Annotated in this window: 25 protein-coding genes; 16 read left to right on the top strand and 9 right to left on the bottom strand. The window is 50.5% G+C overall.

The features are described 5' to 3' along the window. Window positions 1-45 precede the first annotated feature (45 nt). Window positions 46-669 (bottom strand): lytic transglycosylase domain-containing protein, encoded by a 624-nt coding sequence (locus HMPREF2596_RS03680; RefSeq protein WP_003746174.1) that lies wholly within the window; start codon window positions 667-669, stop codon window positions 46-48. Window positions 670-841: 172 nt separating this feature from the next. Here HMPREF2596_RS03680 and ppx point away from each other — a divergent pair, with 172 nt between their 5' ends. The 4 genes from ppx to HMPREF2596_RS03660 all read left to right on the top strand — a co-directional run bounded on the left by ppx (window position 842) and on the right by HMPREF2596_RS03660 (window position 4441). Further along, a complete protein-coding gene (gene ppx / locus HMPREF2596_RS03675; RefSeq protein ID WP_070849695.1) occupies window positions 842-2350 on the top strand; it encodes an exopolyphosphatase in 1509 nt (502 codons plus the stop codon). Window positions 2351-2436: 86 nt separating this feature from the next. Beyond that, window positions 2437-2808, top strand: coding sequence for a 30S ribosome-binding factor RbfA (rbfA, locus tag HMPREF2596_RS03670; protein WP_070849693.1), 372 nt, complete (start codon window positions 2437-2439; stop codon window positions 2806-2808). A gap of 69 nt (window positions 2809-2877) precedes the next feature. Beyond that, complete coding sequence (gene truB, locus HMPREF2596_RS03665; protein ID WP_070849691.1) at window positions 2878-3792, top strand: tRNA pseudouridine(55) synthase TruB; 915 nt, start codon at window positions 2878-2880, stop codon at window positions 3790-3792. Window positions 3793-3814: 22 nt separating this feature from the next. Further along, complete coding sequence (locus HMPREF2596_RS03660; RefSeq protein ID WP_070849690.1) at window positions 3815-4441, top strand: NAD(P)H-hydrate epimerase; 627 nt, start codon at window positions 3815-3817, stop codon at window positions 4439-4441. A gap of 49 nt (window positions 4442-4490) precedes the next feature. Here the strand turns inward: HMPREF2596_RS03660 and HMPREF2596_RS03655 are convergent, their stop codons facing one another. Next, window positions 4491-4850 carry a CrcB family protein gene (locus tag HMPREF2596_RS03655; RefSeq protein ID WP_070849688.1) on the bottom strand — a complete coding sequence of 120 codons (360 nt, stop codon included), beginning with the start codon at window positions 4848-4850 and terminating at the stop codon, window positions 4491-4493. A gap of 79 nt (window positions 4851-4929) precedes the next feature. Further along, complete coding sequence (locus HMPREF2596_RS03650) at window positions 4930-5607, bottom strand: energy-coupling factor ABC transporter permease (protein ID WP_070849686.1); 678 nt, start codon at window positions 5605-5607, stop codon at window positions 4930-4932. A gap of 164 nt (window positions 5608-5771) precedes the next feature. Between HMPREF2596_RS03650 and HMPREF2596_RS03645 the strand changes: the two genes are divergently transcribed. The 4 genes from HMPREF2596_RS03645 to HMPREF2596_RS03630 all read left to right on the top strand — a co-directional run bounded on the left by HMPREF2596_RS03645 (window position 5772) and on the right by HMPREF2596_RS03630 (window position 10610). Then, window positions 5772-8825 (top strand): DNA translocase FtsK, encoded by a 3054-nt coding sequence (locus tag HMPREF2596_RS03645; RefSeq protein WP_070849684.1) that lies wholly within the window; start codon window positions 5772-5774, stop codon window positions 8823-8825. Between the two features lie 346 nt (window positions 8826-9171). Then, window positions 9172-9870 (top strand): aquaporin Z, encoded by a 699-nt coding sequence (aqpZ, locus tag HMPREF2596_RS03640; protein WP_049359809.1) that lies wholly within the window; start codon window positions 9172-9174, stop codon window positions 9868-9870. Between the two features lie 147 nt (window positions 9871-10017). Then, window positions 10018-10350 (top strand): hypothetical protein, encoded by a 333-nt coding sequence (locus HMPREF2596_RS03635; RefSeq protein ID WP_004520787.1) that lies wholly within the window; start codon window positions 10018-10020, stop codon window positions 10348-10350. Continuing rightward, window positions 10338-10610, top strand: coding sequence for an NF038104 family lipoprotein (locus HMPREF2596_RS03630; protein WP_070849683.1), 273 nt, complete (start codon window positions 10338-10340; stop codon window positions 10608-10610). Before HMPREF2596_RS03635 ends, HMPREF2596_RS03630 begins: the two co-directional genes overlap by 13 nt. A 59-nt stretch (window positions 10611-10669) precedes the next feature. Here the strand turns inward: HMPREF2596_RS03630 and radC are convergent, their stop codons facing one another. Continuing rightward, the gene (gene radC / locus HMPREF2596_RS03625; protein WP_003746150.1) at window positions 10670-11344 is read right to left on the bottom strand and encodes a RadC family protein; all 675 of its coding nucleotides are present in this window, start codon (window positions 11342-11344) and stop codon (window positions 10670-10672) included. 477 nt (window positions 11345-11821) lie between these two features. Between radC and potA the strand changes: the two genes are divergently transcribed. The 6 genes from potA to HMPREF2596_RS03595 all read left to right on the top strand — a co-directional run bounded on the left by potA (window position 11822) and on the right by HMPREF2596_RS03595 (window position 17973). Beyond that, the gene (gene potA, locus HMPREF2596_RS03620; protein ID WP_003746147.1) at window positions 11822-12946 is read left to right on the top strand and encodes an ABC transporter ATP-binding protein; all 1125 of its coding nucleotides are present in this window, start codon (window positions 11822-11824) and stop codon (window positions 12944-12946) included. 15 nt (window positions 12947-12961) lie between these two features. Continuing rightward, window positions 12962-13927: an ABC transporter permease subunit gene (locus HMPREF2596_RS03615; protein ID WP_070849681.1), complete on the top strand. Its 966-nt coding sequence runs from the start codon at window positions 12962-12964 to the stop codon at window positions 13925-13927. Continuing rightward, the gene (locus HMPREF2596_RS03610; RefSeq protein WP_003679574.1) at window positions 13927-14814 is read left to right on the top strand and encodes an ABC transporter permease subunit; all 888 of its coding nucleotides are present in this window, start codon (window positions 13927-13929) and stop codon (window positions 14812-14814) included. The genes HMPREF2596_RS03615 and HMPREF2596_RS03610 overlap by 1 nt, the downstream gene beginning before the upstream one ends. Window positions 14815-14963: 149 nt before the next feature. Further along, a complete protein-coding gene (locus HMPREF2596_RS03605) occupies window positions 14964-16259 on the top strand; it encodes an NAD(P)/FAD-dependent oxidoreductase (protein WP_070849679.1) in 1296 nt (431 codons plus the stop codon). 108 nt (window positions 16260-16367) lie between these two features. Then, window positions 16368-17318: a thioredoxin-disulfide reductase gene (gene trxB, locus HMPREF2596_RS03600; protein ID WP_070849677.1), complete on the top strand. Its 951-nt coding sequence runs from the start codon at window positions 16368-16370 to the stop codon at window positions 17316-17318. Window positions 17319-17487: 169 nt separating this feature from the next. Continuing rightward, complete coding sequence (locus HMPREF2596_RS03595; protein ID WP_070849676.1) at window positions 17488-17973, top strand: DUF4189 domain-containing protein; 486 nt, start codon at window positions 17488-17490, stop codon at window positions 17971-17973. A 73-nt stretch (window positions 17974-18046) separates the two neighbouring features. Here the strand turns inward: HMPREF2596_RS03595 and HMPREF2596_RS03590 are convergent, their stop codons facing one another. The 4 genes from HMPREF2596_RS03590 to HMPREF2596_RS03575 form a co-directional block, all read right to left on the bottom strand. After that, the gene (locus HMPREF2596_RS03590; RefSeq protein ID WP_070849674.1) at window positions 18047-18487 is read right to left on the bottom strand and encodes a hypothetical protein; all 441 of its coding nucleotides are present in this window, start codon (window positions 18485-18487) and stop codon (window positions 18047-18049) included. A 70-nt stretch (window positions 18488-18557) separates the two neighbouring features. Then, complete coding sequence (gene smpB, locus HMPREF2596_RS03585; RefSeq protein WP_049348437.1) at window positions 18558-19004, bottom strand: SsrA-binding protein SmpB; 447 nt, start codon at window positions 19002-19004, stop codon at window positions 18558-18560. Window positions 19005-19088: 84 nt separating this feature from the next. Then, entirely contained in the window at window positions 19089-19304 is a 216-nt protein-coding gene (locus HMPREF2596_RS03580; RefSeq protein WP_003746135.1) for a hypothetical protein, read from the bottom strand. Window positions 19305-19379: 75 nt separating this feature from the next. After that, window positions 19380-19583, bottom strand: coding sequence for a cold-shock protein (locus HMPREF2596_RS03575; protein WP_002217533.1), 204 nt, complete (start codon window positions 19581-19583; stop codon window positions 19380-19382). 255 nt (window positions 19584-19838) lie between these two features. On the opposite strand from HMPREF2596_RS03575, the gene clpS reads away from it, so the two are divergent. Both clpS and clpA read left to right on the top strand, forming a co-directional pair. Next, window positions 19839-20150: an ATP-dependent Clp protease adapter ClpS gene (gene clpS, locus HMPREF2596_RS03570; protein WP_003679561.1), complete on the top strand. Its 312-nt coding sequence runs from the start codon at window positions 19839-19841 to the stop codon at window positions 20148-20150. Between the two features lie 3 nt (window positions 20151-20153). After that, a complete protein-coding gene (gene clpA / locus HMPREF2596_RS03565; RefSeq protein WP_070849672.1) occupies window positions 20154-22433 on the top strand; it encodes an ATP-dependent Clp protease ATP-binding subunit ClpA in 2280 nt (759 codons plus the stop codon). Between the two features lie 203 nt (window positions 22434-22636). On the opposite strand, the gene HMPREF2596_RS11375 is transcribed toward clpA, so the two are convergent. Continuing rightward, window positions 22637-22834, bottom strand: a 198-nt coding sequence (locus HMPREF2596_RS11375) for a hypothetical protein (protein WP_168167168.1), incomplete at its 5' end; no start/stop codon positions are given.

Genomic DNA, 22834 nt, shown 5'->3' with positions numbered 1-22834 from the left:
TTATACAGGATTCAAAGGAATTGCATGAGGCAAATCGCAAGCCGCTCAACCCCACTGCCATCTATTCCGCCATGCGCCCAATACGGCATTCGGATATTTGTTGCTACCCAAGCTGCCGTTAAACCTTGCCAACGCGCGGACAATATTGCCTTTTTCGATATTGTTGTAATGGCGCAGAATGGTGCAGCCGTAGCGCAGATTGGTGCGGATGTCGAAAAGGTTGTGCGACGGATTGCCGATATAGTTTTTCCAAAACGGCATCACCTGCATCAAACCGCGCGCACCCACGCCGCTGATGGCATATTGGCGAAACGCGCTTTCCACTTCAATCAAGCCCAAAATCACTTGAGTATTGAGTCCGGCCCGGCTGCTTTCGTATTGGATATTGATCAGCAGGCGGCGGCGCTCGCCTTCATCGGGAATAAAGCGTGCCAATCGGGAAGACATCGCCGCCAACCAACGCTCCCCTTCCCTTGCATCGGTAAACACCAGCCGCGCAGGGCTGGCGCTATTGATCGAACTGCGCATCACGGACGCCACATCATCGGCCAGCGTTTCTTCACGTTGCGCCCCCGCCCAAGCGGCCGCAGGCGTCAAAAGCATGGCTCCGCCGACTTGCAACAGGCGGCGGCGCGATAAAAATAAGGAATCTTGGTTTTCCGATTTCATGTATTTCTCTTTTTAGGCCGTCTGAAAAGTTCAGACGGCCTTTGATATATTTGCTTAAAATCAGCATTATAAAATACATCTATGAGCAGAATCAAAGAGCTGTATTCCTTTTATTGTCAAGTGATACCGCCTCAAGTAACATTTAGGTTTTTCTAATCAAGCGGTATTTTTTATGACCACCACTCCCGCCAACGTTTTAGCCTCCGTCGATTTGGGCTCCAACAGTTTCCGCCTGCAAATTTGTGAAAACAACAACGGCCAGCTGAAAGTCATCGACTCCTTCAAACAAATGGTACGCTTTGCCGCCGGCTTGGACGAACAAAAAAACCTGAGCGAAGCCTCTCAAGAACAAGCCTTGGAATGTTTGGCAAAATTCGGCGAACGCCTGCGCGGATTCCAACCTGAAAACGTGCGCGTGGTGGCCACCAACACTTTCCGCGTCGCCAAAAACATCGCCCAATTCCTGCCCCGTGCCGAAGCGGCGCTGGGTTTCCCCATCGAAGTCATTGCCGGCCGCGAAGAAGCACGTCTGATTTACACCGGCGTAGTGCATACCCTGCCGCCCAAAGGCGACAAAATGCTGGTTATCGACATCGGCGGCGGTTCGACCGAATTTGTCATCGGCTCGGATTTGCAACCGCTGACCACAGAAAGCCTGCCTTTGGGCTGCGTAACATACAGCATGCGCTTCTTCCAAAACAAAGTGACCGCCAAAGATTTCCAAGCCGCCGTTTCCGCCGCGCGTATCGAAATCCAGCGCATCAGCAAACTGATGAAGCGTACCGGTTGGGATTTCGCTATCGGCACGTCCGGTTCGGCAAAATCCATACGCGACGTTTTGGCGGCCGAATTGCCGCAAGAAGCCGATATTACCGCCCAAGGCATGCGTTATCTTGCCGATAGGATTATCGAAGCCGGTTCGGTTAAAAAAGCCAAATTTGAAAACCTCAAACCTGAACGCGTCGAAGTTTTTGCGGGCGGGTTGGCCGTGATGATGGCCGCTTTCGACGAACTCTCGCTGACTAAAATGACCGTTACCGAAGCCGCCCTCCGCGACGGCGTGTTCTACGACTTAATCGGCCGCAGCCTCAATGTCGATATGCGCGAGCAGACAACGGCCGAGTTCCAAAAACGCTACCACGTCAGCCTCAACCAAGCCAAACGCGTTGCCGATACCGCGCAAGCCTTCATGAACAGCCTGTGCCACGCCAAAAACGTAACTGTTCAAGAACTTGCCCTGTGGAACCAATACCTCAGCCGCGCAGGCCGTCTGCATGAAATCGGTTTGGATATCGCCCATACCGGTTATCACAAACACTCCGCCTACATTCTCGAAAACGCCGATATGCCGGGCTTCTCACGCAAAGAGCAAACCATTTTGGCGCAACTGGTTATCGGCCATCGCGGCGACCTTAAGAAAATGGCGGACATTATCGGCAACAACGAAATCATGTGGTGTGCCGTATTGTCCCTGCGCCTGGCTGCCCTCTTCTGCCGCTCACGCCTGCCGCTTGATTTACCGCCGCAAACCCAGCTTCGCGTCGATGAAATCAACCACAGCTTCATCTTGCGCATCAACGCCCAATGGCTGGAGCAACACCCCCTTATCGCCGATGCGCTGGACTACGAAAGCGCGCAATGGCAAAAAATCGATATGCCTTTCTCGGTTCAAGCACAATAAACCGCGCTCCGTTATAATAGGCAGCTGTTCAAAATCCAAACCGCAGGTCGTCTGAAACGACAGCCTGCCATACATCAAGGAAAACCATGAGAAAACCCCTACGCGGCTACGCCCGCCAAGACCGTGTCAAAGAACAAATCATGCGCGAACTGGCCGAACTCGTCCGCACCGGCCTGAAAGATCCGCGCGCAGGCTTCATCACCATCAACGAAGTCGAAGTTACCCGCGATTACAGCCACGCAACCGTGTTCTACACCGTCCTCGACGACAGCACACGCGACATCACCGAAGAAGCTTTGGAGCACGCCAAAGGCCATTTGCGCAGCGAATTGGCCAAACGCATCAAACTCTTCAAAACGCCTGAGCTGCACTTCAAATACGACGAATCACTCGAACGCGGCATGAGTATTTCCAGCCTGATCGACCAAGTGGCGGCGGAAAAACCGGTTGAAGACTGATTGATTAAAACACACAGGCCGTCTGAATGCTTTCAGACGGCCTGAACATTAACACTCCCCCCGCTTAATATGACAGCCAAACCCACCAAACGCCCGGTCAACGGCGTTCTTCTCCTTGACAAACCCGAAGGCCTTTCCAGCAACACCGCCCTGCAAAAAGCACGGCGCTTGTTCCGTGCCGAAAAAGCCGGGCATACCGGCGTACTCGATCCTTTGGCCACGGGGCTTTTGCCTGTTTGCTTCGGCGAAGCGACCAAGTTCGCCCAATATCTGATTGATGCCGACAAAGCCTATACCGCCACGCTGAAACTGGGCGAAGCCAGCAGCACAGGCGATGCAGAAGGCGAAATCATCGCCACCGCACGCGCCGATATTTCATTGTCCGAATTTCAGACGGCCTGTCATGCCTTAACAGGCGATATCCGCCAAGTGCCGCCCATGTTTTCCGCCCTCAAACACGAAGGCAAACCGCTGTACGAATACGCACGCAAAGGCATCGTCATCGAACGCAAAGCGCGCGACATCACCATCTACTCCATTAATATCACTGAATTTGATGCACCCAAAGCCGTGATAGACGTACGTTGCAGCAAGGGTACCTATATCCGCACCCTCAGTGAAGACATCGCTAAACACATCGGCACATTCGCCCACCTGACCGCCCTGCGCCGTACTGAAACCGCCGGCTTTACCATTGCCCAAAGCCACACGCTCGAAGCCTTGGCAGAATTGGACGAAGCCGAACGCGATGCCCTGCTGCTGCCTTGCGATGTTTTGGTGCAACATTTCCCCAAACTTGAGCTAAACGACTACGCCGTTACCATGCTCAAACACGGCCAACGTCCCCAGTTCACCGACGACATTTCCGCCAAACAGCCCATCCGTGTGTACAGCCGAGACGGCACATTTATCGGGCTGGTGGAATATCAAAAAGAAATAGGCCGTCTGAAAGCCTTGCGCCTGATGAATACCGCCGACCAATAACTTCCTGCAAAGAGAGCCGATCATGAAAGTCTATACCGCCGCCCAAATGCGCGAACGCGAACAAGCAGCCGTCGACAAAGGCACGAGCTTCGACCAACTGATGGAAAACGCCGGCAGCTCTGCCGCCCGAGACCTCATGCAGCGTCATCCTCAAGCCGGACGCGCCCTGATCGTTTGCGGCAAAGGCAACAACGGCGGCGACGGCCTAGTCATGGCAAGATATATGCAGGCGCAAGGTTGGCACATCGACATTCTGTTTTCACTCGGAGAAAACCTCTCCCCTTTGGCTCAAACCAATCGGGAACGCCTCAACGGTTTGCCCCATATTGAATTGATATCCGTCCAAGAACTGGAAGGCCGTCTGAAAAACGGTTACGACATCATTATCGAAGGCATATTCGGCACAGGCTTCAACGGCGCGCTTCCAACCGAAATCGCCGCCCTCTGCCGCCAACTCAATCATTCAGACGGCCTGAAAGTCGCCCTCGATATTCCCACCGGCCTCAACTGCGACACCGCCGAAGCCGATCCCGACACATTCCGCGCAGACCTGACCTACACCTTTGCCGCCTACAAACCGGCGCATTTAAGCGAATTCGGCAAAACCTATTGTCAAGAAACCGTCTGTTTACCTATTGGCATTGATTGAATACCTATAAAAAATAACAGGGTGCAATTTTGCACCCTGTGACTTTTGCTTACTTCCAAATCTGCGCCAATTTAATCCCCAGCGCCGTCAAACCAAACGAACCGAAAACATGCAGACAGGTTGCCATCAAAGCCATGCCCCAGCGTTGCGCCTGCATCAAACCCACCATCTCCACTGAAAAACCTGAAAATGTGGTCAAGCTGCCGAGAAATCTGGTAATCCAAAGCAAACGCCATTGCGGATCGGTTAAGAGTTCTGCCAATACGCCGATCAGCAGCGCGCCCAGCCAGTTTGCCGCCAATGTACCGATAGAAAAAGGCGCAGAAGACACCAGCACCAAGCCAAACAGCCAACGCAATACAGCCCCGACAGCGGCACCGCAAATAATGGGAAAAATATAAGCAAACATAACACGTTAAAAATTTAATTGAAAACAGGCCATCCGGTCATGAGGCCGTCTGAAAACCACACAAAGATGCCTTCATATCTTATTGCCAAATCTTAGGCGCAGATTTCAAATACCTGCCGTCATCAAAAGTACAAATCCATTGCGGCTTGAGCGCAATAAAAATGGCTGTTGAAATACCGCTCAAAAATGCCTCTGCCCAAGCGATTAAGAAGAAAACAGGAAAAGCGGTTTTCCATAATACCGTCGTATCAAACACATCCGCCCAGTCCAACAAACCGACCAAAACCACACCGGTAAACACCATGCCGACCGCCGCGGCCCAGAAACCATTCAGAAAAATAAAGATAAAGATATTGGCAGGCAAACGCGACACCCAATGGCGAAAACCCAAGTTCACCAACAAAGGCGGAAGCAATACGGACAAGGCGTTGATGGGGAACATATGCCAATCGCCCCAAAGCCATAAATATGGAAAAAACAGCAAAACGCTGATGCAGAACGCAGCAGAGGTGCCCAGCATTAAAGCCGTCAGGTTCAAGGCGAGCAAATGATAGCTCATGCCGGCCAGTTGTCCGCTTTCCGGAGAGGCATTCAAACTCCAAGCCAGCGGCAACATCACGGCAGCCAACAAAAATGCGGAACGATGCTGCGATACCGACACCCATGCCTGCTTTGCGCATAAAGCAAAAATCACCAGCAATACAGGCCATGCCGCCATCACGACACCAACGGGAAACCATCCGTTTTGAAAAATCATCTTCTCATCCGCAAAATGTTCAGACGGCCTATTATACGCGCCTCAAGCCACAGCTTTGACAATCCTGTCTGCCTTTGCCGTTAAAGCTTGTTTCGGCTGGTTTTGTTTACCTGAAAAAAGCGTTAGAATAACGGACTTTGCCGTTTAATTAAGGGGATGGACGCATGCTTTGGACAATATTGGCTTTAATTCTGCTGGCTGTCATAGCCGGATTGTTCTGGTGGCGCCAGAAACAAGAGCAAAAGTGGCGCCAAGAATTGGCACGACTCAGTGGCGATGAAGAAGAAATCAACGAAGAAGACAGCCCGGTCGGTTTTGCCAGCCAACTGGACAGCCTGAAACGTTTGTTCAGCATGAACAAGCGCACCGCCGACAACCATAAAATCGCCCGCATCCGCCTGCTTTCCGCGCTCGAACACAATAAAATGCAACACGCCGAAACAGACGAAGAGTACGCAGCAGAGCCCGTTGCCGAAGAGCCGGAACACATCGCAACGACCGAAGAAGAAATCAAAGTTGCGCCTAAAACCCGCAAATCTGCCAAGCCGGAACGTATTCCCAAAATCACGCCGTTTGCGCAAATGGAAACGCCCGAATACAGCCCGTCTTTGGTGCAAAACAGCAATTTTGAAGAAATCACATTAGAAGAAGCCACCCGTTCCCTGCACGAAGCGGCGGTTGAAGAATGGAACGAGCATTTGGCCGAAAAAAATGCGCCGATTTACAAAGACGAAGTTGAAACCCCATTGTTACGCGCTTCATCCCTGCCGATGACCGGCATGGAAATCATCGACTACAACGACCCTATCTTGCGCCGCACACGCGAGCGTGCCTTGGCGCGCGCCAATAATGTCCGCGTGGCAGAAGCCCATGCGCCGCATATCGAAACCGTTCAGACGGCCTTAAGAACTGCCGAAAAAGAAGCCGTCCTCCCCTATACTTCCACGCAGGCATTCCCTTCTGAAATCCAAGCGGAAGATATTCACGACAACCTTGCCCGCCGTACCGCCGCGCGCCACAAACTGGCCGCGGCCGTCGCCCCATTACGCGACTATTCTCCGCGCACCATCGAAAATGACGAAATTCTGGCCAACTTGGGACAAATCAGCCGTCCTGCCAGCTTGCGCCGTCAAGTTCGCCATACCGAAGCGGCCGCCGAAAGATGGGCGCGTAAACAAGCTGCCACGGAAGCTGTTGCACCACAACCTGCCGCACCGGCAACGCCGTCCCGTCCAAAACCGGCTGCGCCTGTTAAAAAATCCCCTTATATCTCCCAACCTGCCGCGCCAAACGCAACCGTAGTCGAGCCGCCTGCCGTACCGGTTGTCCCTATGGCTAAAACCGATATTCCCGAGCCGCCTGTTTTCCAAACCTCGATTGCGCCGATTGACATCCCCGAGCCGCCTGCTTTTGAACATAAAATCCAAGTGCCGATTTTTGATGCACAAGTCAATGCGCATGTTAGCAATCAGCCTGAACGCAGTATCCGCGATTATTTAATCAGCGAATCTGCCGTCGAAGAAACAGAATTCGATGGTGAGCCGGAAGCTCCTGTACAAGCGGAAGCAGAAGCGATTCAAGCGGTTGAAACGATTGAACCTGTTGAATCTATTGAAACAATCGCAAGGCCGTCTGAATATACACAGACAGTCGTTGAAACACCTGTGCAAACCGTAGAACCAAGCGTTCAAGAGAGTATGCCAAGCGTAGTTCATCCGACTTCAACAACACTGACCGATGCGCTTCTACCGACCACTGCCCTGCTCCTGCCGCCGCAGTTTGACCCGAGCGCCTCGCAAACTGAAGAACAGTTGCTGGAAAACAGCATTACCATCGAAGAAAAACTGGCCGAGTTCAAAGTTAAAGTCAAAGTGATGGACTCATATTCTGGCCCGGTCATTACACGCTACGAGATTGAGCCTGATGTCGGCGTGCGCGGCAGTGCCGTTTTGAATCTTGAAAAAGACTTGGCACGCTCGCTTGGCGTGGCTTCCATCCGCGTGGTGGAAACCATCCCCGGCAAAACCTGCATGGGCTTGGAATTGCCTAATCCGAAACGCCAAATGATCCGCTTGAGCGAAATCTTCAATTCGCCTGCGTTTACCGAATCTAAATCCAAACTGACCCTCGCCCTCGGCCAAGACATCACCGGCCAGCCTGTTGTGACAGACTTGGCCAAAGCGCCACATCTGCTGGTTGCCGGTACGACCGGTTCGGGTAAATCCGTGGGTGTGAATGCCATGATTCTGTCCATGCTCTTCAAAGCAACGCCGGAAGACGTGCGCATGATTATGATTGACCCGAAAATGCTGGAATTAAGCATTTACGAAGGCATTCCGCACCTGCTCGCCCCTGTCGTAACCGATATGAAGCTGGCTGCAAACGCCCTGAACTGGTGCGTCAACGAAATGGAAAAACGCTACCGCCTGATGAGCTTTATGGGCGTGCGCAACCTTGCCGGCTTTAACCAAAAAATTGCCGAAGCCTCCGCGCGTGGTGAAAAAACCGGCAGCCCGTTCAGCCTTACGCCCGAAGACCCTGAGCCATTGGAAAAACTGCCGTTTATCGTGGTCGTCGTAGATGAATTTGCCGACCTGATGATGACCGCCGGTAAGAAAATTGAAGAGCTGATTGCCCGCCTCGCCCAAAAAGCACGCGCAGCCGGCATCCATTTGATTCTTGCCACCCAACGCCCAAGCGTGGATGTCATCACCGGCCTGATTAAAGCCAATATTCCGACACGCATTGCCTTCCAAGTGTCCAGCAAAATCGACAGTCGCACGATTCTTGACCAAATGGGCGCGGAAAACCTGCTCGGCCAAGGCGATATGCTGTTCTTGCCACCAGGCACCGGCTATCCGCAACGTGTACACGGCGCGTTCGCTTCCGACAACGAAGTACACCGCGTAGTGGAATACCTGAAACAATTCGGCGCACCCGATTATATCGACGATATTTTGAGCAACGGTTCGGCCGAAGACTTTACCGGTACCAGCCGCAACAACGACAGCGACCTCGACCCCATGTATGACGAAGCCGTTTCCGTTGTCTTGAAATCACGTAAAGCCAGCATTTCCAATATCCAACGCCAACTGCGCATCGGCTACAACCGCGCCGCCCGCCTGATTGACCAAATGGAAGCCGACGGTATTGTTTCCCCGGCGGAAAACAACGGCAACCGCACCATCCTGGCGCAAAGCAGCGACCATCTGGATTAATTTATCCTTGTTTAAAATTAAGGCCGTCTGAAAACTTTTCAGACGGCCTTTTTAAATCAGATATGGTTCAGAGATTCCAATCAAATAAACAAGCAAATAAGTAATCTATAAACAACATTTCTTACAAATCTAAATGCTTTTGCATTAACGGCATTTGCTTCACAAAAAACAAGGTTCAATCAACCAAACTCGACCTGCAAAATGCATATCTCTACCCGTTTGTCACTATTTTCAGACAGCCTTTTGTCAAGACCGGAAAAAACAGGTAAATCCGTTTTTCGATTAGAAACAATATTATTATGATTCATGCCCTCGGCAACACCCCACCCTTTACGAGGAAAAACAAATGAAAAAATATTTTGCAGAATTTTTCGGCACTTTCTGGCTGGTATTCGGCGGCTGCGGCAGCGCAGTATTGGCAGCAGCCTACCCTGAACTCGGCATTGGCTTTGCCGGTGTCGCCTTGGCGTTCGGCTTGACCGTACTGACCATGGCTTACGCCGTCGGCCATATTTCCGGCGGCCACTTCAACCCTGCCGTTTCCGTCGGCCTCTTCATCGGCGGCCGTTTCAACGGTAAAGACCTGTTGCCTTACATCGTATCCCAAGTTATCGGTGCGATTGCCGCTGCTGGTGTTCTGTATCTGATTGCTTCCGGTAAAACCGGTTTTGATGCTGTTGCTTCCGGCTTTGCCAGCAATGGTTTCGGCGAACACTCTCCTAACGGTTACGACATGATGGCCGCGTTGCTGATCGAATTCGTACTGACCGCATTCTTCCTGATCATCATCATGGGTTCTACCGACAAACTGGCTCCGGCCGGCTTCGCCCCTATCGCCATCGGCCTGGGTCTGACCCTGATTCACTTGATCAGCATTCCTGTGACCAATACTTCCGTCAACCCTGCACGTTCTACCGGCGTTGCCTTGTTCCAAGGCGGCTGGGCTGTTGAACAACTGTGGTTGTTCTGGTTGGCCCCTATTGCCGGCGCAGCAGTTGGCGCGGCTATTTACCGCTTTGTTTTAGCAAACAACGACGACAAATAATCTAAACGGAATGATATTTCCGGTGCGGCCGACACCTTAAACCGTCCGCACCCAAGTTGCCGAGATACAAACGCACCGCCTGACTCAGACGGTGCGTTTGTTTTTGCCATGTTACAATACTTCCTTTTCTCACATTCTCAAACCATCATGCAAACCTTACCTTTTCAAACCGATATCGCCGCCAGAATGCTGGTCAATACTGAAAACGAAACCATCCATCCCGATGCCGTATTCGTACAAACGCAAAACGGCTATTGGATTGCTTGGCACGACCAACAGGCCGCCCTGCTTGCCCCCGACACACCGCCCGATATTCCCTGCTTTTGGGTAGAAGGCGCAGAAAGCCTGGAAGAGCTGGTAAGCATGGTAGAAAACGGCGAATTTGACGAAGTTGAAGAATTTGACGGCGACGATGATGCTTGGCAAGAAGCACTCGGATGCGGCCATCATCACGAAGGACACTGCGGATGCAGCCATTGAGATGCACAAAACACCTGCTTCCGGCACTTGCCCTTTGCCTGACGCTTAACGGCTGCGTCGTAGGCGCGGCTGTCGATTTGGCTGCTACAACTGTCCTGACTGCTGGAAAATTGGTTGTCAAAGGAACGGGGGCAGTGATTGATGCCGCCATTCCTGACGGCAAAAAAGACAAGGACAAAGAAAAAGAAAAGAGCAAAGAAAAGCCAAAATCGGAAGAAATCATCTATCAGGAAGAGTCCTCCGATGAAGTAACGCAATAATCCTTCAGACGGCCTTGGTAAGGTAACCCATCTTACTGAGGCCGTCTGAACATTCATCCTTACATATAGCCTTGTTCACGCAAAGAACAGGTTTCTTTTGCCGTTACGATAAAATGGTCTAAGAGCGTAATATCCACCAAACTTAAAGCCTGTTTCAAACGCTCTGTAAACTGCACATCAGATTCAGACGGCCTTGCCGAACCACCCGGATGATTGTGTGCCAAAATCAAACTGTCGGCGTATTCATCCAATGCCAATTTGACGATTTCACGGATATAAACCGTGTTTTCCGCCACCGTACCGCGCGACAATTCCCGTACCGCAATCAATTGATTTTGACGGTTGAGCAGCAAGGCAACGCTGACCTCGATTTTTTCATGCCCAAGATGCAGGCGCAGATAATCCGCAACCGATTTCGGGTTTGACAACACCATCTGCTCCTGCAAATCCTCACCCAAAATCCGCCGTCCGATTTCTTTGACTACGGCAAACTGAGTATAGCTCGCCAAACCCATGCCCTTGCAAGCAGAAAGTGTTTTGGCATCCGCACTCATCAGCTTTCCCAAGCTGCCGAACTCGCTCAACAAATAACGCGCCAAATCAACCGCGCTCATGCCGCGCGTTCCGACACGCAATAAAATCGCCAGCAACTCCGCATCACTCAATGCCGCCGCGCCGCGCTCCAACAGCTTCTCACGCGGCCGCTCCCCCTCGGGCCATTCTTTGATACTCATGTTTTCCCTTTTTATTCATATAACGGATTTGTTTTTTTATTCAGAACAAAACCATCTTGCCCGCATAAAACGCAATCCGCACAACTTTATTAAAATTAATGCAATTTGCGTATTTTATTCTATCTTGAATTATTTTTTAAGACATTTGAATATAAATTAAATCCTTTTGTGCAGAAAAACAACGTTACCCATTTTCGCTATCCTGTTCCCCTGCCTGCCTTTCCTTTCCTATTTGTTTCAAATCAGCCGCTACAAGCATTTTCATATTGCCCCTATGAGGCTTAGGCTAATATAATATTGAGTTTGCCGAGAGCAAAAGCTGAGGCTTAAACTGCTTTCTATCCACGCTGCCCGTGCGCTTTACAAGAGTTTCAGACGGCCTCCGTCCGACTCCCGCCAGCAATCAAACAGCTTTTTATCACCCATTCGAAAATCCGTTTTGCCGGTACTCGTCTTTCTTTTTGGAGTATTGCCATTATGACCGCAACCACTGCGTCTTCAGCCAAACCTTATTTGCAAATCCAAGGCTTGGTGAAAAAGTTTGGTGACAATTACGCTGTCGATAACATCGACTTGGACATCTATCAACACGAAATCTTCGCTCTTTTGGGCAGCTCAGGCAGTGGCAAATCCACACTGCTGCGTATGTTGGCAGGCATGGAAAGCCCCAATCAGGGCAAAATCATTCTCGACGGTCAAGACATTACCAAGCTTGCCCCGTATGAGCGCCCAATCAACATGATGTTCCAAAGCTATGCTCTGTTCCCGCACATGAGTGTTGAACAAAACATTGCTTTCGGCCTGAAACAAGACAAAATGCCTAAAGGCGAAATCGACGCCCGCGTCGAAGAAATGTTGCGCCTGGTGCAAATGACCAAATACGCCAAACGCAAGCCGCACCAACTTTCCGGCGGCCAACAACAGCGTATCGCTTTGGCGCGCAGCCTGGCAAAACGTCCGAAAATCCTGTTGCTTGACGAACCTTTGGGCGCACTCGATAAAAAACTGCGCCAACAAACCCAACTGGAATTGGTCAACACGCTGGAACAAGTCGGCGTGACCTGCATCATGGTTACCCACGACCAAGAAGAAGCGATGACGATGGCGACCCGTATTGCCATTATGTCCGACGGCCAATTGCGCCAAGTCGGCACACCTAGCGACGTGTACGACTATCCTAACAGCCGCTTTACCGCCGAATTTATCGGCGAAACCAATATTTTTGACGGCGTTGTTATTGACGACCGCGCCGATTTCTCTATCGTCAAATGTGACGGCTTGGAAAACCACGTCCGCATCGACCACGGCCTGGGCGTTCCGAACGACCATGAAATTTGGATCAGCATCCGTCCTGAAGATATTGATTTGCATAAAGAAAAACCAGAACACTTGGGCGCGCACAACTGGGCCCAAGGCACAGTCAAAGAAATTGCCTACTTGGGCAGCTTCGCGATTTACCACATCAAACTTGCCAACGGCCGTGTCGTTAAGAGCCAAGTTCCCGCACCTTATTGGTATGTGCGCAACATTACGCCGCCGACCTGGGACGAGACTGTCTACATCAGCTGGCCTGAAAACCAACCGACACCTCTGTTCAGTTAATTTGAGGGAAATGCAATGAACCTTAAAAAACTGAAAAACAAACTGTTCCGCCGCCCCGGCCAGCGTGCAGTGATTGCCGTGCCGTATATTTGGCTTTTGATTCTGTTTCTGATTCCGTTCGCCATCGTATTGAAAATCAGCTTTGCCGAACAAGAAATTGCCATTCCGCCATTTACGCCGCTGACAACGATTGATGAAGACTTAGGCCGTCTGAACATTGCCATCAGCTATCAAAACTACGCCGACATTTTCCAAAACTTTTGGAATACGCTCAATCCGTTTGGCGACAGTGAAAACAGCAATATCTATCTGATGACCTACTGGTCTTCGATTAAGACGGCGCTGACGACAACCATCATCTGCCTGTTGATCGGTTATCCGACCGCTTATGCCATTTCACGCGCCAATCCGGCTGCGCGCAACGGCCTGCTGTTGGCAATCATGCTGCCTTTCTGGACCTCTTTCCTGCTGCGTGTTTACGCATGGATGGGCTTATTGGGACACAACGGCATCATCAACAATTTCTTAATCAAATACGGAATCATCAGCGAGCCTTTAGACTTGTTCTACAATGCGTTTTCGCTGAATTTGGTGATGGTTTACGCCTATTTGCCGTTTATGATTTTGCCGCTGTACACACAATTGGTAAAACTGGACAACCGTCTGCTCGAAGCCGCTTCCGACTTGGGCGCAGGTCCGATCAAATCGTTCTTTACCATTACCCTGCCTTTGTCCAAAACCGGCATCATCGCAGGCTCTATGTTGGTCTTCGTACCGGCCGTCGGTGAATTTGTGATTCCTGAATTGGTGGGCGGTTCTGAAAACCTGATGATCGGTAAAGTATTGTGGCAGGCATTCTTCGACCAAAACAACTGGCCGCTGGCTTCTGCCGTCGCCGTCATCATGGTTGCCCTGCTGGTTGTACCGATTGCCCTGTTCCAACACTATGAAAACCGCGAATTGGAAGAAGGAGGCAAATAATGCAGAAAACCAAATTATCCTGGTTCTTGAAACTGATGCTCCTGCTCTCGCTGGCATTCCTCTATATTCCGCTGGTGGTTTTGGTCATCTATTCTTTCAATGAATCCAAACTGGTTACCGTTTGGGGCGGTTTCTCAACCAAATGGTACGGCGCATTAATGGAAAACGACACCATCTTGGAAGCTGCCTGGCTGTCATTGCGTATCGCCATCGTTTCCTCGCTTGCCGCCGTGGCACTCGGCACATTGGCAGGCTACGCTATGGCACGGATTAAACGTTTCCGCGGCAGCACCCTGTTTGCCGGTATGATTTCCGCGCCTATGGTGATGCCTGATGTGATTACCGGTTTGTCCATGCTGCTGCTGATTATTCAGGTACAAATGTTCCTGCAAGGCAGTGAATTGCTGCAATCGCTCTACTTCGATCGCGGTTTCTTCACCATCTTCCTCGGCCACACCACGCTTTGCATGGCTTACATTACCGTCGTCATCCGCTCGCGCCTGGTAGAATTGGATCAATCCTTGGAAGAAGCCGCTATGGACTTGGGCGCCCGTCCACTGAAGATTTTCTTCGTGATTACCCTGCCGCTGATTGCCCCTGCGATTGCTTCCGGCTTCCTCTTGGGCATTACCCTGTCTTTGGATGACTTGGTGATTACCTCCTTCCTGTCAGGCCCGGGTTCATCGACATTGCCGCAAGTAATTTTCTCCAAAATCAAACTCGGCCTTGACCCTCAGATGAACGTTTTGGCAACCATCCTGATCGGTATCATCGGTACGCTGGTTATTGTCGTCAACTACTGGATGATGCGTCAGGCGACCAAACGGGAACGCGAGGCTGCCGAAGCCTACCGCCAAGAAAAACTGGCAGCCGAAAAAGCCGCCTAATATGCAGACAGGCTGTCCGATAAAGCGTCGGAACAGCCTGTTTTATTAACTGCATTTAATCCTTTCAGACAGCCTAAACTTAAGCCCATATTCCTGGCCGTCTGAAAACCTGTTTTCAATGAAGTTAAAACCAACCTAAAGCCCAAATCATGATCAATCCCAGCTTCAAAGAATACCTTCCTTCCTACTATGTCAGCACAGCCAATCCCCATCCGTCTTATCCGACGCTCGAAGGCCGTCTGAAAACTGAAACCTGCGTTATCGGCGGCGGCTTGACCGGTTTATGCACCGCCCTACCGCTTGCCGAAAACGGCCATGAAGTCATCGTGCTTGAAGCCGCCCGTATCGGTTTCGGCGCATCAGGCCGCAGCGGCGGACAAGTCATCAGCGACTTTGCCTGCGGCATGGAAGAGATCGAAAAACAAGTCGGCTTAGAACAGGCCCAATGGTTCTGGCAGCAATCCCTGCAAGCCGTTGAACTGGTTGACTCGCGCATTCAAAAACACAATATCCAATGCGATTGGCAACGCGGCTATGCGACCGTCGCCGTCCGTCCTCAGCATTGGGAAGAATTGCAACAATGGCACGAACACACCCAAAAACATTATGGCGCAAGCCATTACCAGCTTTGGGATAAAGCCACGCTGAAGCAGCAACTTGCCAGCGATATGTATCAAGGCGCGCAATTTGATCCTTTATCCGGCCACTTGCACCCGCTCAATTACACCCTAGGCATTGCCAAAGCGGCAGCCGATGCAGGCGCACAACTTTTTGAGCAATCCCCGATGACACGTATCGAGCCATGCGATAACGGCTGGCTGGTACACACACCCAATGGCAGCGTTGAGTGCAAAAACCTCGTTTATGCCGTCAATACTTATGCCGGTTTACACCCGAAATTCAAAGTATTGGAACAAAAAGCCATTGCCATCAGCACCTTTATCATCGCCACCGAGCCTCTGGGCGAGCGTGCCAAAGACCTGATCCGCAACAATATGGCCATCTGCGACAACCGCCACGTCCTCGACTACTACCGTCTCAGCGCCGACGGCCGCCTGCTCTTTGGCGGCAAAGACAACGAATTTATCGACGATCCAGACCGCATGACCGAACTCGTCCGCCAAGACATGCTGAAAGTTTTCCCGCAACTTGCCGATGTCAGAATCGAGCATTCCTGGGGCGGCGAATGCGACATCACGCGCAACCTCGCCCCACATTTCGGCCGTCTCGCCCCTACCGTTTTCTTTGCACAAGGCTACTCCGGACACGGCATGGCAATTACCGGCATTGCCGGTTTGGCAATTGCCGAAGCTATCATGGGTGATGACGGCCGTCTGAAACCTTTCGAGCAGCTGCGCCACAGCAATATCATCACCCAACCATTCCTGCGCAAACTCGGTTCTTACCTCGGTTCAAAATACTATCAATGGAAAGACAGTCACTAAACCCAAACGACAAACATATTTCAGACGGCGGCAGATTCAAGTAGAATTTAGGCCGTCTGAAAGCGTAGACACGACAAAATTCAATCATTTATCAGCAAGGAAACCATCATGAGCAACCATCACAAACTCATCATCCTCGGCTCCGGCCCTGCCGGCTATACTGCCGCCGTCTATGCCGCCCGCGCCAACCTTAACCCTGTAATCATTACCGGCGTTGAGCAAGGCGGACAACTGATGACCACCACCGAAGTGGACAACTGGCCTGCCGACGCAGAAGGCGTACAAGGTCCGGAACTAATGGCCCGTTTCCAAGCTCATGCCGAACGCTTCGGCACTGAAATGATTTTCGACCAAATCCACACCGTTGATTTGCAAAACCGTCCGTTTACCCTCAAAGGCGATATGGGCGAATACACCTGCGATGCACTCATTGTTGCTACCGGCGCATCCGCCAAATATTTAGGTTTGCCAAGCGAAGAGACTTTTGCCGGCAAAGGCGTTTCCGCCTGCGCAACTTGTGACGGTTTCTTCTATAAAAAACAAGATGTTGCTGTAGTCGGCGGTGGCAATACCGCTGTAGAAGAAGCCCTCTACCTTGCCAATATCGCCAACACTGTTACCCTGATTCACCGCCGCGACAGCTTCCGCGCCGAAAAAATCATGGTGGACAAACTGATGCAACGGGTTGAAGAAGGTAAAATCATCCTCAAGCTCAACAGCTCGGTCGATGAAATCTTGGGCGACGAAAGCGGCGTTACCGGTGCACGCCTGAAACACAATGACGGCAGCACTGAAGAAATCGCTGTAAAAGGCGTTTTCATCGCTATCGGCCACAAACCCAACACTGACATCTTCAAAGGCCAACTTGATATGGATGAAACCGGCTATTTGAAAACCAAAGGCGGTACCGGCGACAATGTCGGCGCCACCAATATCGAAGGCGTATGGGCGGCAGGCGACGTCAAAGACCACACCTACCGTCAAGCCATCACCAGCGCGGCTTCCGGCTGTCAGGCCGCGCTTGATGCCGAACGTTGGCTCGACCGCCACGGCGCATGAATCTCTAAACTGCGCCCTATTCTTTGAAACATCATTAACAGGCCGTCTGAAATTTCAGACGGCCTATTATCTGTTTGCCACACTGAATTTCATTTTAATGGCAAATTTATATCAAATAAGTACTTTTGCTTTATAATGACAACAAATACCCAACAAACAGGGAACAAACATGAAAAAAACACTAACGACACTTATCCTTTGCGCACTGACTCCTGCCGCCCTGGCTGCCGACACTTACGGCTACCTGGCCATGTGGCAAAACCCAGCCGACAGCAATGAAGCGCTGCAAATCAAAACCACCAAAGAAAATGCCACCCAACTGGATGCGACGGCAGAACTCGAAACATTCTGCAAAGGCCAAGATGCCTTAGCCGGTATCAGCGCAGGCCAAGCAACAGGCTGTAAAACAGTTGTCCCTCTGCACAACACCTGTATCGCTGTTGCCTACCCTAAAGCCATGGGCAAATTGACTGCTCAAAACGTAGTGGCTATTACCTCCCCACGTTTCAAAACCGTGCATCAAATTGCCTTGAACCAATGCATCAAAAAATACGGCTCTCAAGGACAATGTGCTTTAGAAACAGTCTATTGCACTTCTGAAACCTACTATCAAGGTACGGTCAAAACCCTTTGGGAAAAAATCAAATCCATTTAAGGCCGTCTGAAAATAAAACCGGCTTGCCCGATATTCTCCATATCACGGCAAGCCGGTTTTTTTATTCTGGCTTTTATTTGCTGTTTTTTTCCAACAATTTGGCCACAACGCCTTCGGCCTGTTTCACCAAATCAGGATTGGTTCGGAAGTGGTTTTCATCGTTCAAAGAGTAGCTGACCGTAGAAACCGCGTACTTGGTGCTTCGCAACACAAATACGCCTTTACGCAAGATTTCGTTATTGCCTTTGGTTTTGTAACGCAGGTTATACGGGCAAGAAAAATCATACAGTTTGCCGCGGTTGTCTGCGGTTACAATCGTGCTGCCAATGCCGCGTTTTGCCAAAGCTTTGGACAAAGCACGATCCAAATCATGCGGTCTTACTTTTGCGTTTTGAATGATGCAGACATGTTTGATGCTGGTCAGCTCTTCAGGTTTCAATACTCTTTGTTCGGTCGTAGAACACGCGCCCAGCAACAATACGGCTGAAGCCGCCGCTAAAATCATGGTTTTCATCTGTTTTCCTTTTAAAATGTTCAAACAATAAATATTCAGACGGCCTTTATACAAAGGCCGTCTGAAAAAATCAACGTACGTTTTTCATCAAACGTTGTTTCTCACGCTTCCAATCCGCTTCTTTCAGGCTTTGGCGTTTGTCATGCTGTTTCTTACCCTTGGCCAAACCGATTTCCACTTTGATTTTACCGCGGGTGTAATGCAGGTTTAAAGGCACAATCGTATAACCGGCACGTTCGGTTTTGCCGATTAACTTATTGATTTCCGATTGTTTCAACAACAACTTACGCGGACGGACAGGGTCGGGTTTGACGTGTGTCGAGGCAGTGGGCAATGCGGTAATGTGGCAGCCCACCAAATAAAATGCGTCTTTTTTCCAGTAGATATAGCTTTCTTTTAATTGCACGCGTGCAGCGCGGATGGCTTTGACTTCCCATCCCTCCAATACTATACCGGCTTCGATTTGGTCTTCGATAAAGAAATCGTGAAAGGCTTTTTTATTATTGGCAATACTCATTGTGCTGATTCTTTACAAACTTTTCAGACGGCCTATTTTATCAGGCATGCTTAAAAATTAAAACGGCAAACGGTTTTGAAACGTTTATTCGCTTAAAACATGGCGGCGGTAAAAGCGGTCTATATCGGCAATGGCTTTTTCATCTTCAGGGCGCAAATCCAGTTTCAAATCGGCAAGGCGGATTAAGATTTGGTCTTCACGCTCGGCAACGGCGCAGCTGACTTCGCCTTCGCTGCGGAAATGACGGATAAGCTCGTCCAACTGGTTCAAAGCATTTTGATAAGATGAATTTGGATTCATAATTTTTAACTCGAACGCCCATAAAAAATGGCGGGAAACCCCGCCATGATTTTACGGCTTACGCCGCGCATTTGATTAAGCAGCTTGAATATTAGCAGCTTGTTTGCCTTTAGGGCCGGTGGTTACGTCGAAAGACACGCGTTGGCCTTCTTTCAGGGTTTTGAAACCTTCCATGTTGATCGCTGAGAAGTGAGCGAACAAATCTTCGCCACCTTCATCAGGAGTGATGAAACCAAAACCTTTAGCGTCGTTAAACCATTTTACGATACCGGTTGCCATTAGAAACTTCCTATACTTAAAAATTAACAAAATCAGCAAAACAAGGCATACAGCAAACTAAAACGTTCAGCGTTTCTCCCCCGTTTTTATTACGCGGTCGAGTGCCAACTTCTGCTTAACCGTCTTTTTACATTTGTTAAGACAAAACGTCAAGCTATGTTTTCAAAAAAGTGGGAAAATAGAAAAAATTGGCCGAAATACAACAGAAAACGGTTTGCACTCTAAAACAGGCGTCTGAAAACTGAAACTAAGATCATGAACCATCCGAATACCGACCACCAATCCGATACCCTGCTCAGCGATATCAACACACAGCCGCCGAAACGTTACGGCGTATTTTTATTGAACGACGATTACACCACCATGGAATTTGTCGTCGAAATCCTGACCGAAGTCTTTATGCTTGCACAGGAACAGGCCGTGGCCGTCATGCTGCTGGTGCACCACGAAGGCAAAGGCCTGTGCGGTACCTACACGCGCGATATTGCGCAAACCAAGCAACATCAGGTCATGGAACGCGCCAAAGCTGAAGGGCATCCGCTCAAATGTATAGTCGAAGAGGTTTAAACCATGCTTTCACCCGAATTGGAACACATCCTGCAACTGCTCTACCGTGAAGCACGCAACGCGCGTTATGAGTTTATCAGCTTGGAACACCTGCTTTTGGTGCTGATAGAAGAAGATGCGGCTGTGCCAAACGTCTTGAAGCTGTGTGGTGCGGATTTGAAAGTCCTGTCCGAGCAGCTGGCCGCCAGCGTGGCCGAAAATACGCCGCAAATTCCCGATCATCTTCTGGATACGGTCGAAACCCAGCCGACATTGGGCTTCCAACGCGTCATCCAACGGGCGATGGTGCATACCCAGTCTGCCGGCAAAGCCGCAGTAGAGCCTTTGGATATTTTGGTTGCCATGATGAGCGAATCCGAAAGCCATGCGGTTTATTTCCTCAAATTGCAATCCATTACGCGCTTTGAAGTTTTGCGTTGCATTGCCCATGGCTCGCCCGATGACGAAGACAGCAATGATTCAGACGGCCTGGGACGCGAGGGTGAGGAAGCAGAACAGAAAACCGGCTCCCTTTCCGACTACACCGTCAACCTCAACGCCGAAGTCAAAGCCGGCCGCATCGACCCCTTAATCGGCAGAAAACACGAAATGGAACGGTTGGTGCAAATCCTGTGCCGCCGCCGCAAAAACAATCCGCTTTTAGTCGGCGAAGCAGGCGTGGGCAAAACTGCGCTGGCGGAAGGTTTGGCACATCAAATCGTCAACGGCGACATTCCCGACGCGCTCAAAGATGCCGAAGTGTACGCACTGGATATGGGCTCGCTTTTGGCGGGTACGAAATACCGCGGCGACTTTGAAGCGCGGGTCAAATCCGTCTTGAAACAGCTTGAAAAAATCCCGCACGCCATTTTGTTCATCGACGAAATCCACACCATCATAGGCGCGGGCAGTACCAGCGGCGGCACCATGGACGCGTCCAACCTGCTCAAACCCGCATTGGCGAAAGGTTCATTACGCTGTATCGGCGCGACCACTTACGACGAATACCGCACCATTTTCGACAAAGACCACGCCTTAAGCCGCCGCTTTCAAAAAATTGACGTGGTCGAACCCACCGTTTCCGAGACCGTGCAAATCCTGCGCGGCTTAAAGCCAATGTTTGAAGATTTCCATCAAGTCCGCTATACGCAAGGCGCACTTGAAGCCGCCGCCGAACTCTCCGCCCGCTACATCAACGAACGTTTCCTGCCTGACAAAGCCATCGACGTGATGGATGAAGCAGGCGCGGCGCAACGGATTCTGCCTAAATCCAAACAGAAAAAAGTCATCGGTAAAGCGCAAATCGAAACCGTCATCGCCAAAGTCGCGCGGATTCCTGAAAAAACCGTGTCGCACGACGACAAACAAGTGTTGCAATTCCTCGGCCGCGATTTGAAAAACATGGTTTACGGTCAGGAAAATGCCATCGACGCGCTGGTTGCCGCCGTCAAAATGTCGCGCTCCGGCCTTGCCCTGCCCGACAAACCGATAGGCAGCTTCCTCTTCTCCGGCCCGACCGGCGTCGGCAAAACCGAAGTCGCCAAACAGCTTGCCTATTCGATGGGCGTACCGCTGCAACGCTTCGATATGTCCGAATACATGGAACGCCATGCCGTATCGCGCCTCATAGGTGCGCCGCCGGGCTACGTTGGCTTTGAACAAGGCGGCCTTTTGACCGAAGCCGTCAACAAGCAGCCGCATTGCGTATTGCTCTTGGACGAAATCGAAAAAGCTCACCCCGACATTTTCAACGTCCTCCTGCAAGTCATGGACGCAGGCAAACTGACCGACAACAACGGCAAGAGTGCCGATTTCCGCAACGTCATCCTGATTATGACCACCAACGCAGGCGCGGAAAGCCTCAGCCGCCCCAGCCTCGGCTTTACCGCCAAGCGCGAACGCGGCGACGAAATGCAGGCGATCAACAAACTCTTCACGCCCGAATTCCGCAACCGCTTGGACGCGATTATCCCGTTTGTGCCCTTGTCCGAACCCGTCATCACCAAAGTCGTGGACAAATTCCTGCTCCAGCTCGAACACCAGCTCCTCGACAAAAAAGTCGAAGCCGAGTTCACGCCAGCATTGCGCAAATATCTGGCGGAAAAAGGTTTCGACCCGCAAATGGGCGCGCGCCCGATGCACCGCCTGATTCAGGAAAAAATCCGCAAACCACTCGCCGACGAACTCCTGTTCGGCAAACTCGCCGACGGCGGCTTCGTGCGTATAGACTGGGATGCAGCAAAAGAAGAAGCCGTATTGAAGTTTAAGAAAAGCAAGGTCAAACCTGAAACAGCAGCGGTTTGAAGGATAAAGGCAAAAAAGGTCGTCTGAAAACGAGATTTCCGTTTTCAGACGACCTTTTTGTAATTAATGCCTAATTCTCCGTCTATATAAAGGCTACAAATAACAAAATACCTCGTAATTTAACAAATTAATTATTTTTGTAAATTATTTACTTGATATTTTTAAATGACTATTTGATAATACATCTACATTTTAATTATCAATCAATTCATTGCAAAGGAAATATCTATGTCTTTCAAAAAAGTAAGTGCAGCAACTATTATCGCCCTGAGCTTGGCGGCTTGCAGCAACAACCAGCCTAATGACACTCCATCCATCACTAGTTCATCAAATGGCATCCAGAAGAATAACGGCAATTCTGCTGACAATAATAGCAATACTTCCGGCAACAATAGCAATAC

This window comes from Neisseria sp. HMSC078C12 (assembly GCF_001838065.1).
Classification (GTDB): domain Bacteria; phylum Pseudomonadota; class Gammaproteobacteria; order Burkholderiales; family Neisseriaceae; genus Neisseria.
Note: the sequence above shows the minus strand (reverse complement) of the source record. Positions and strands in the feature narration are given on the sequence as shown.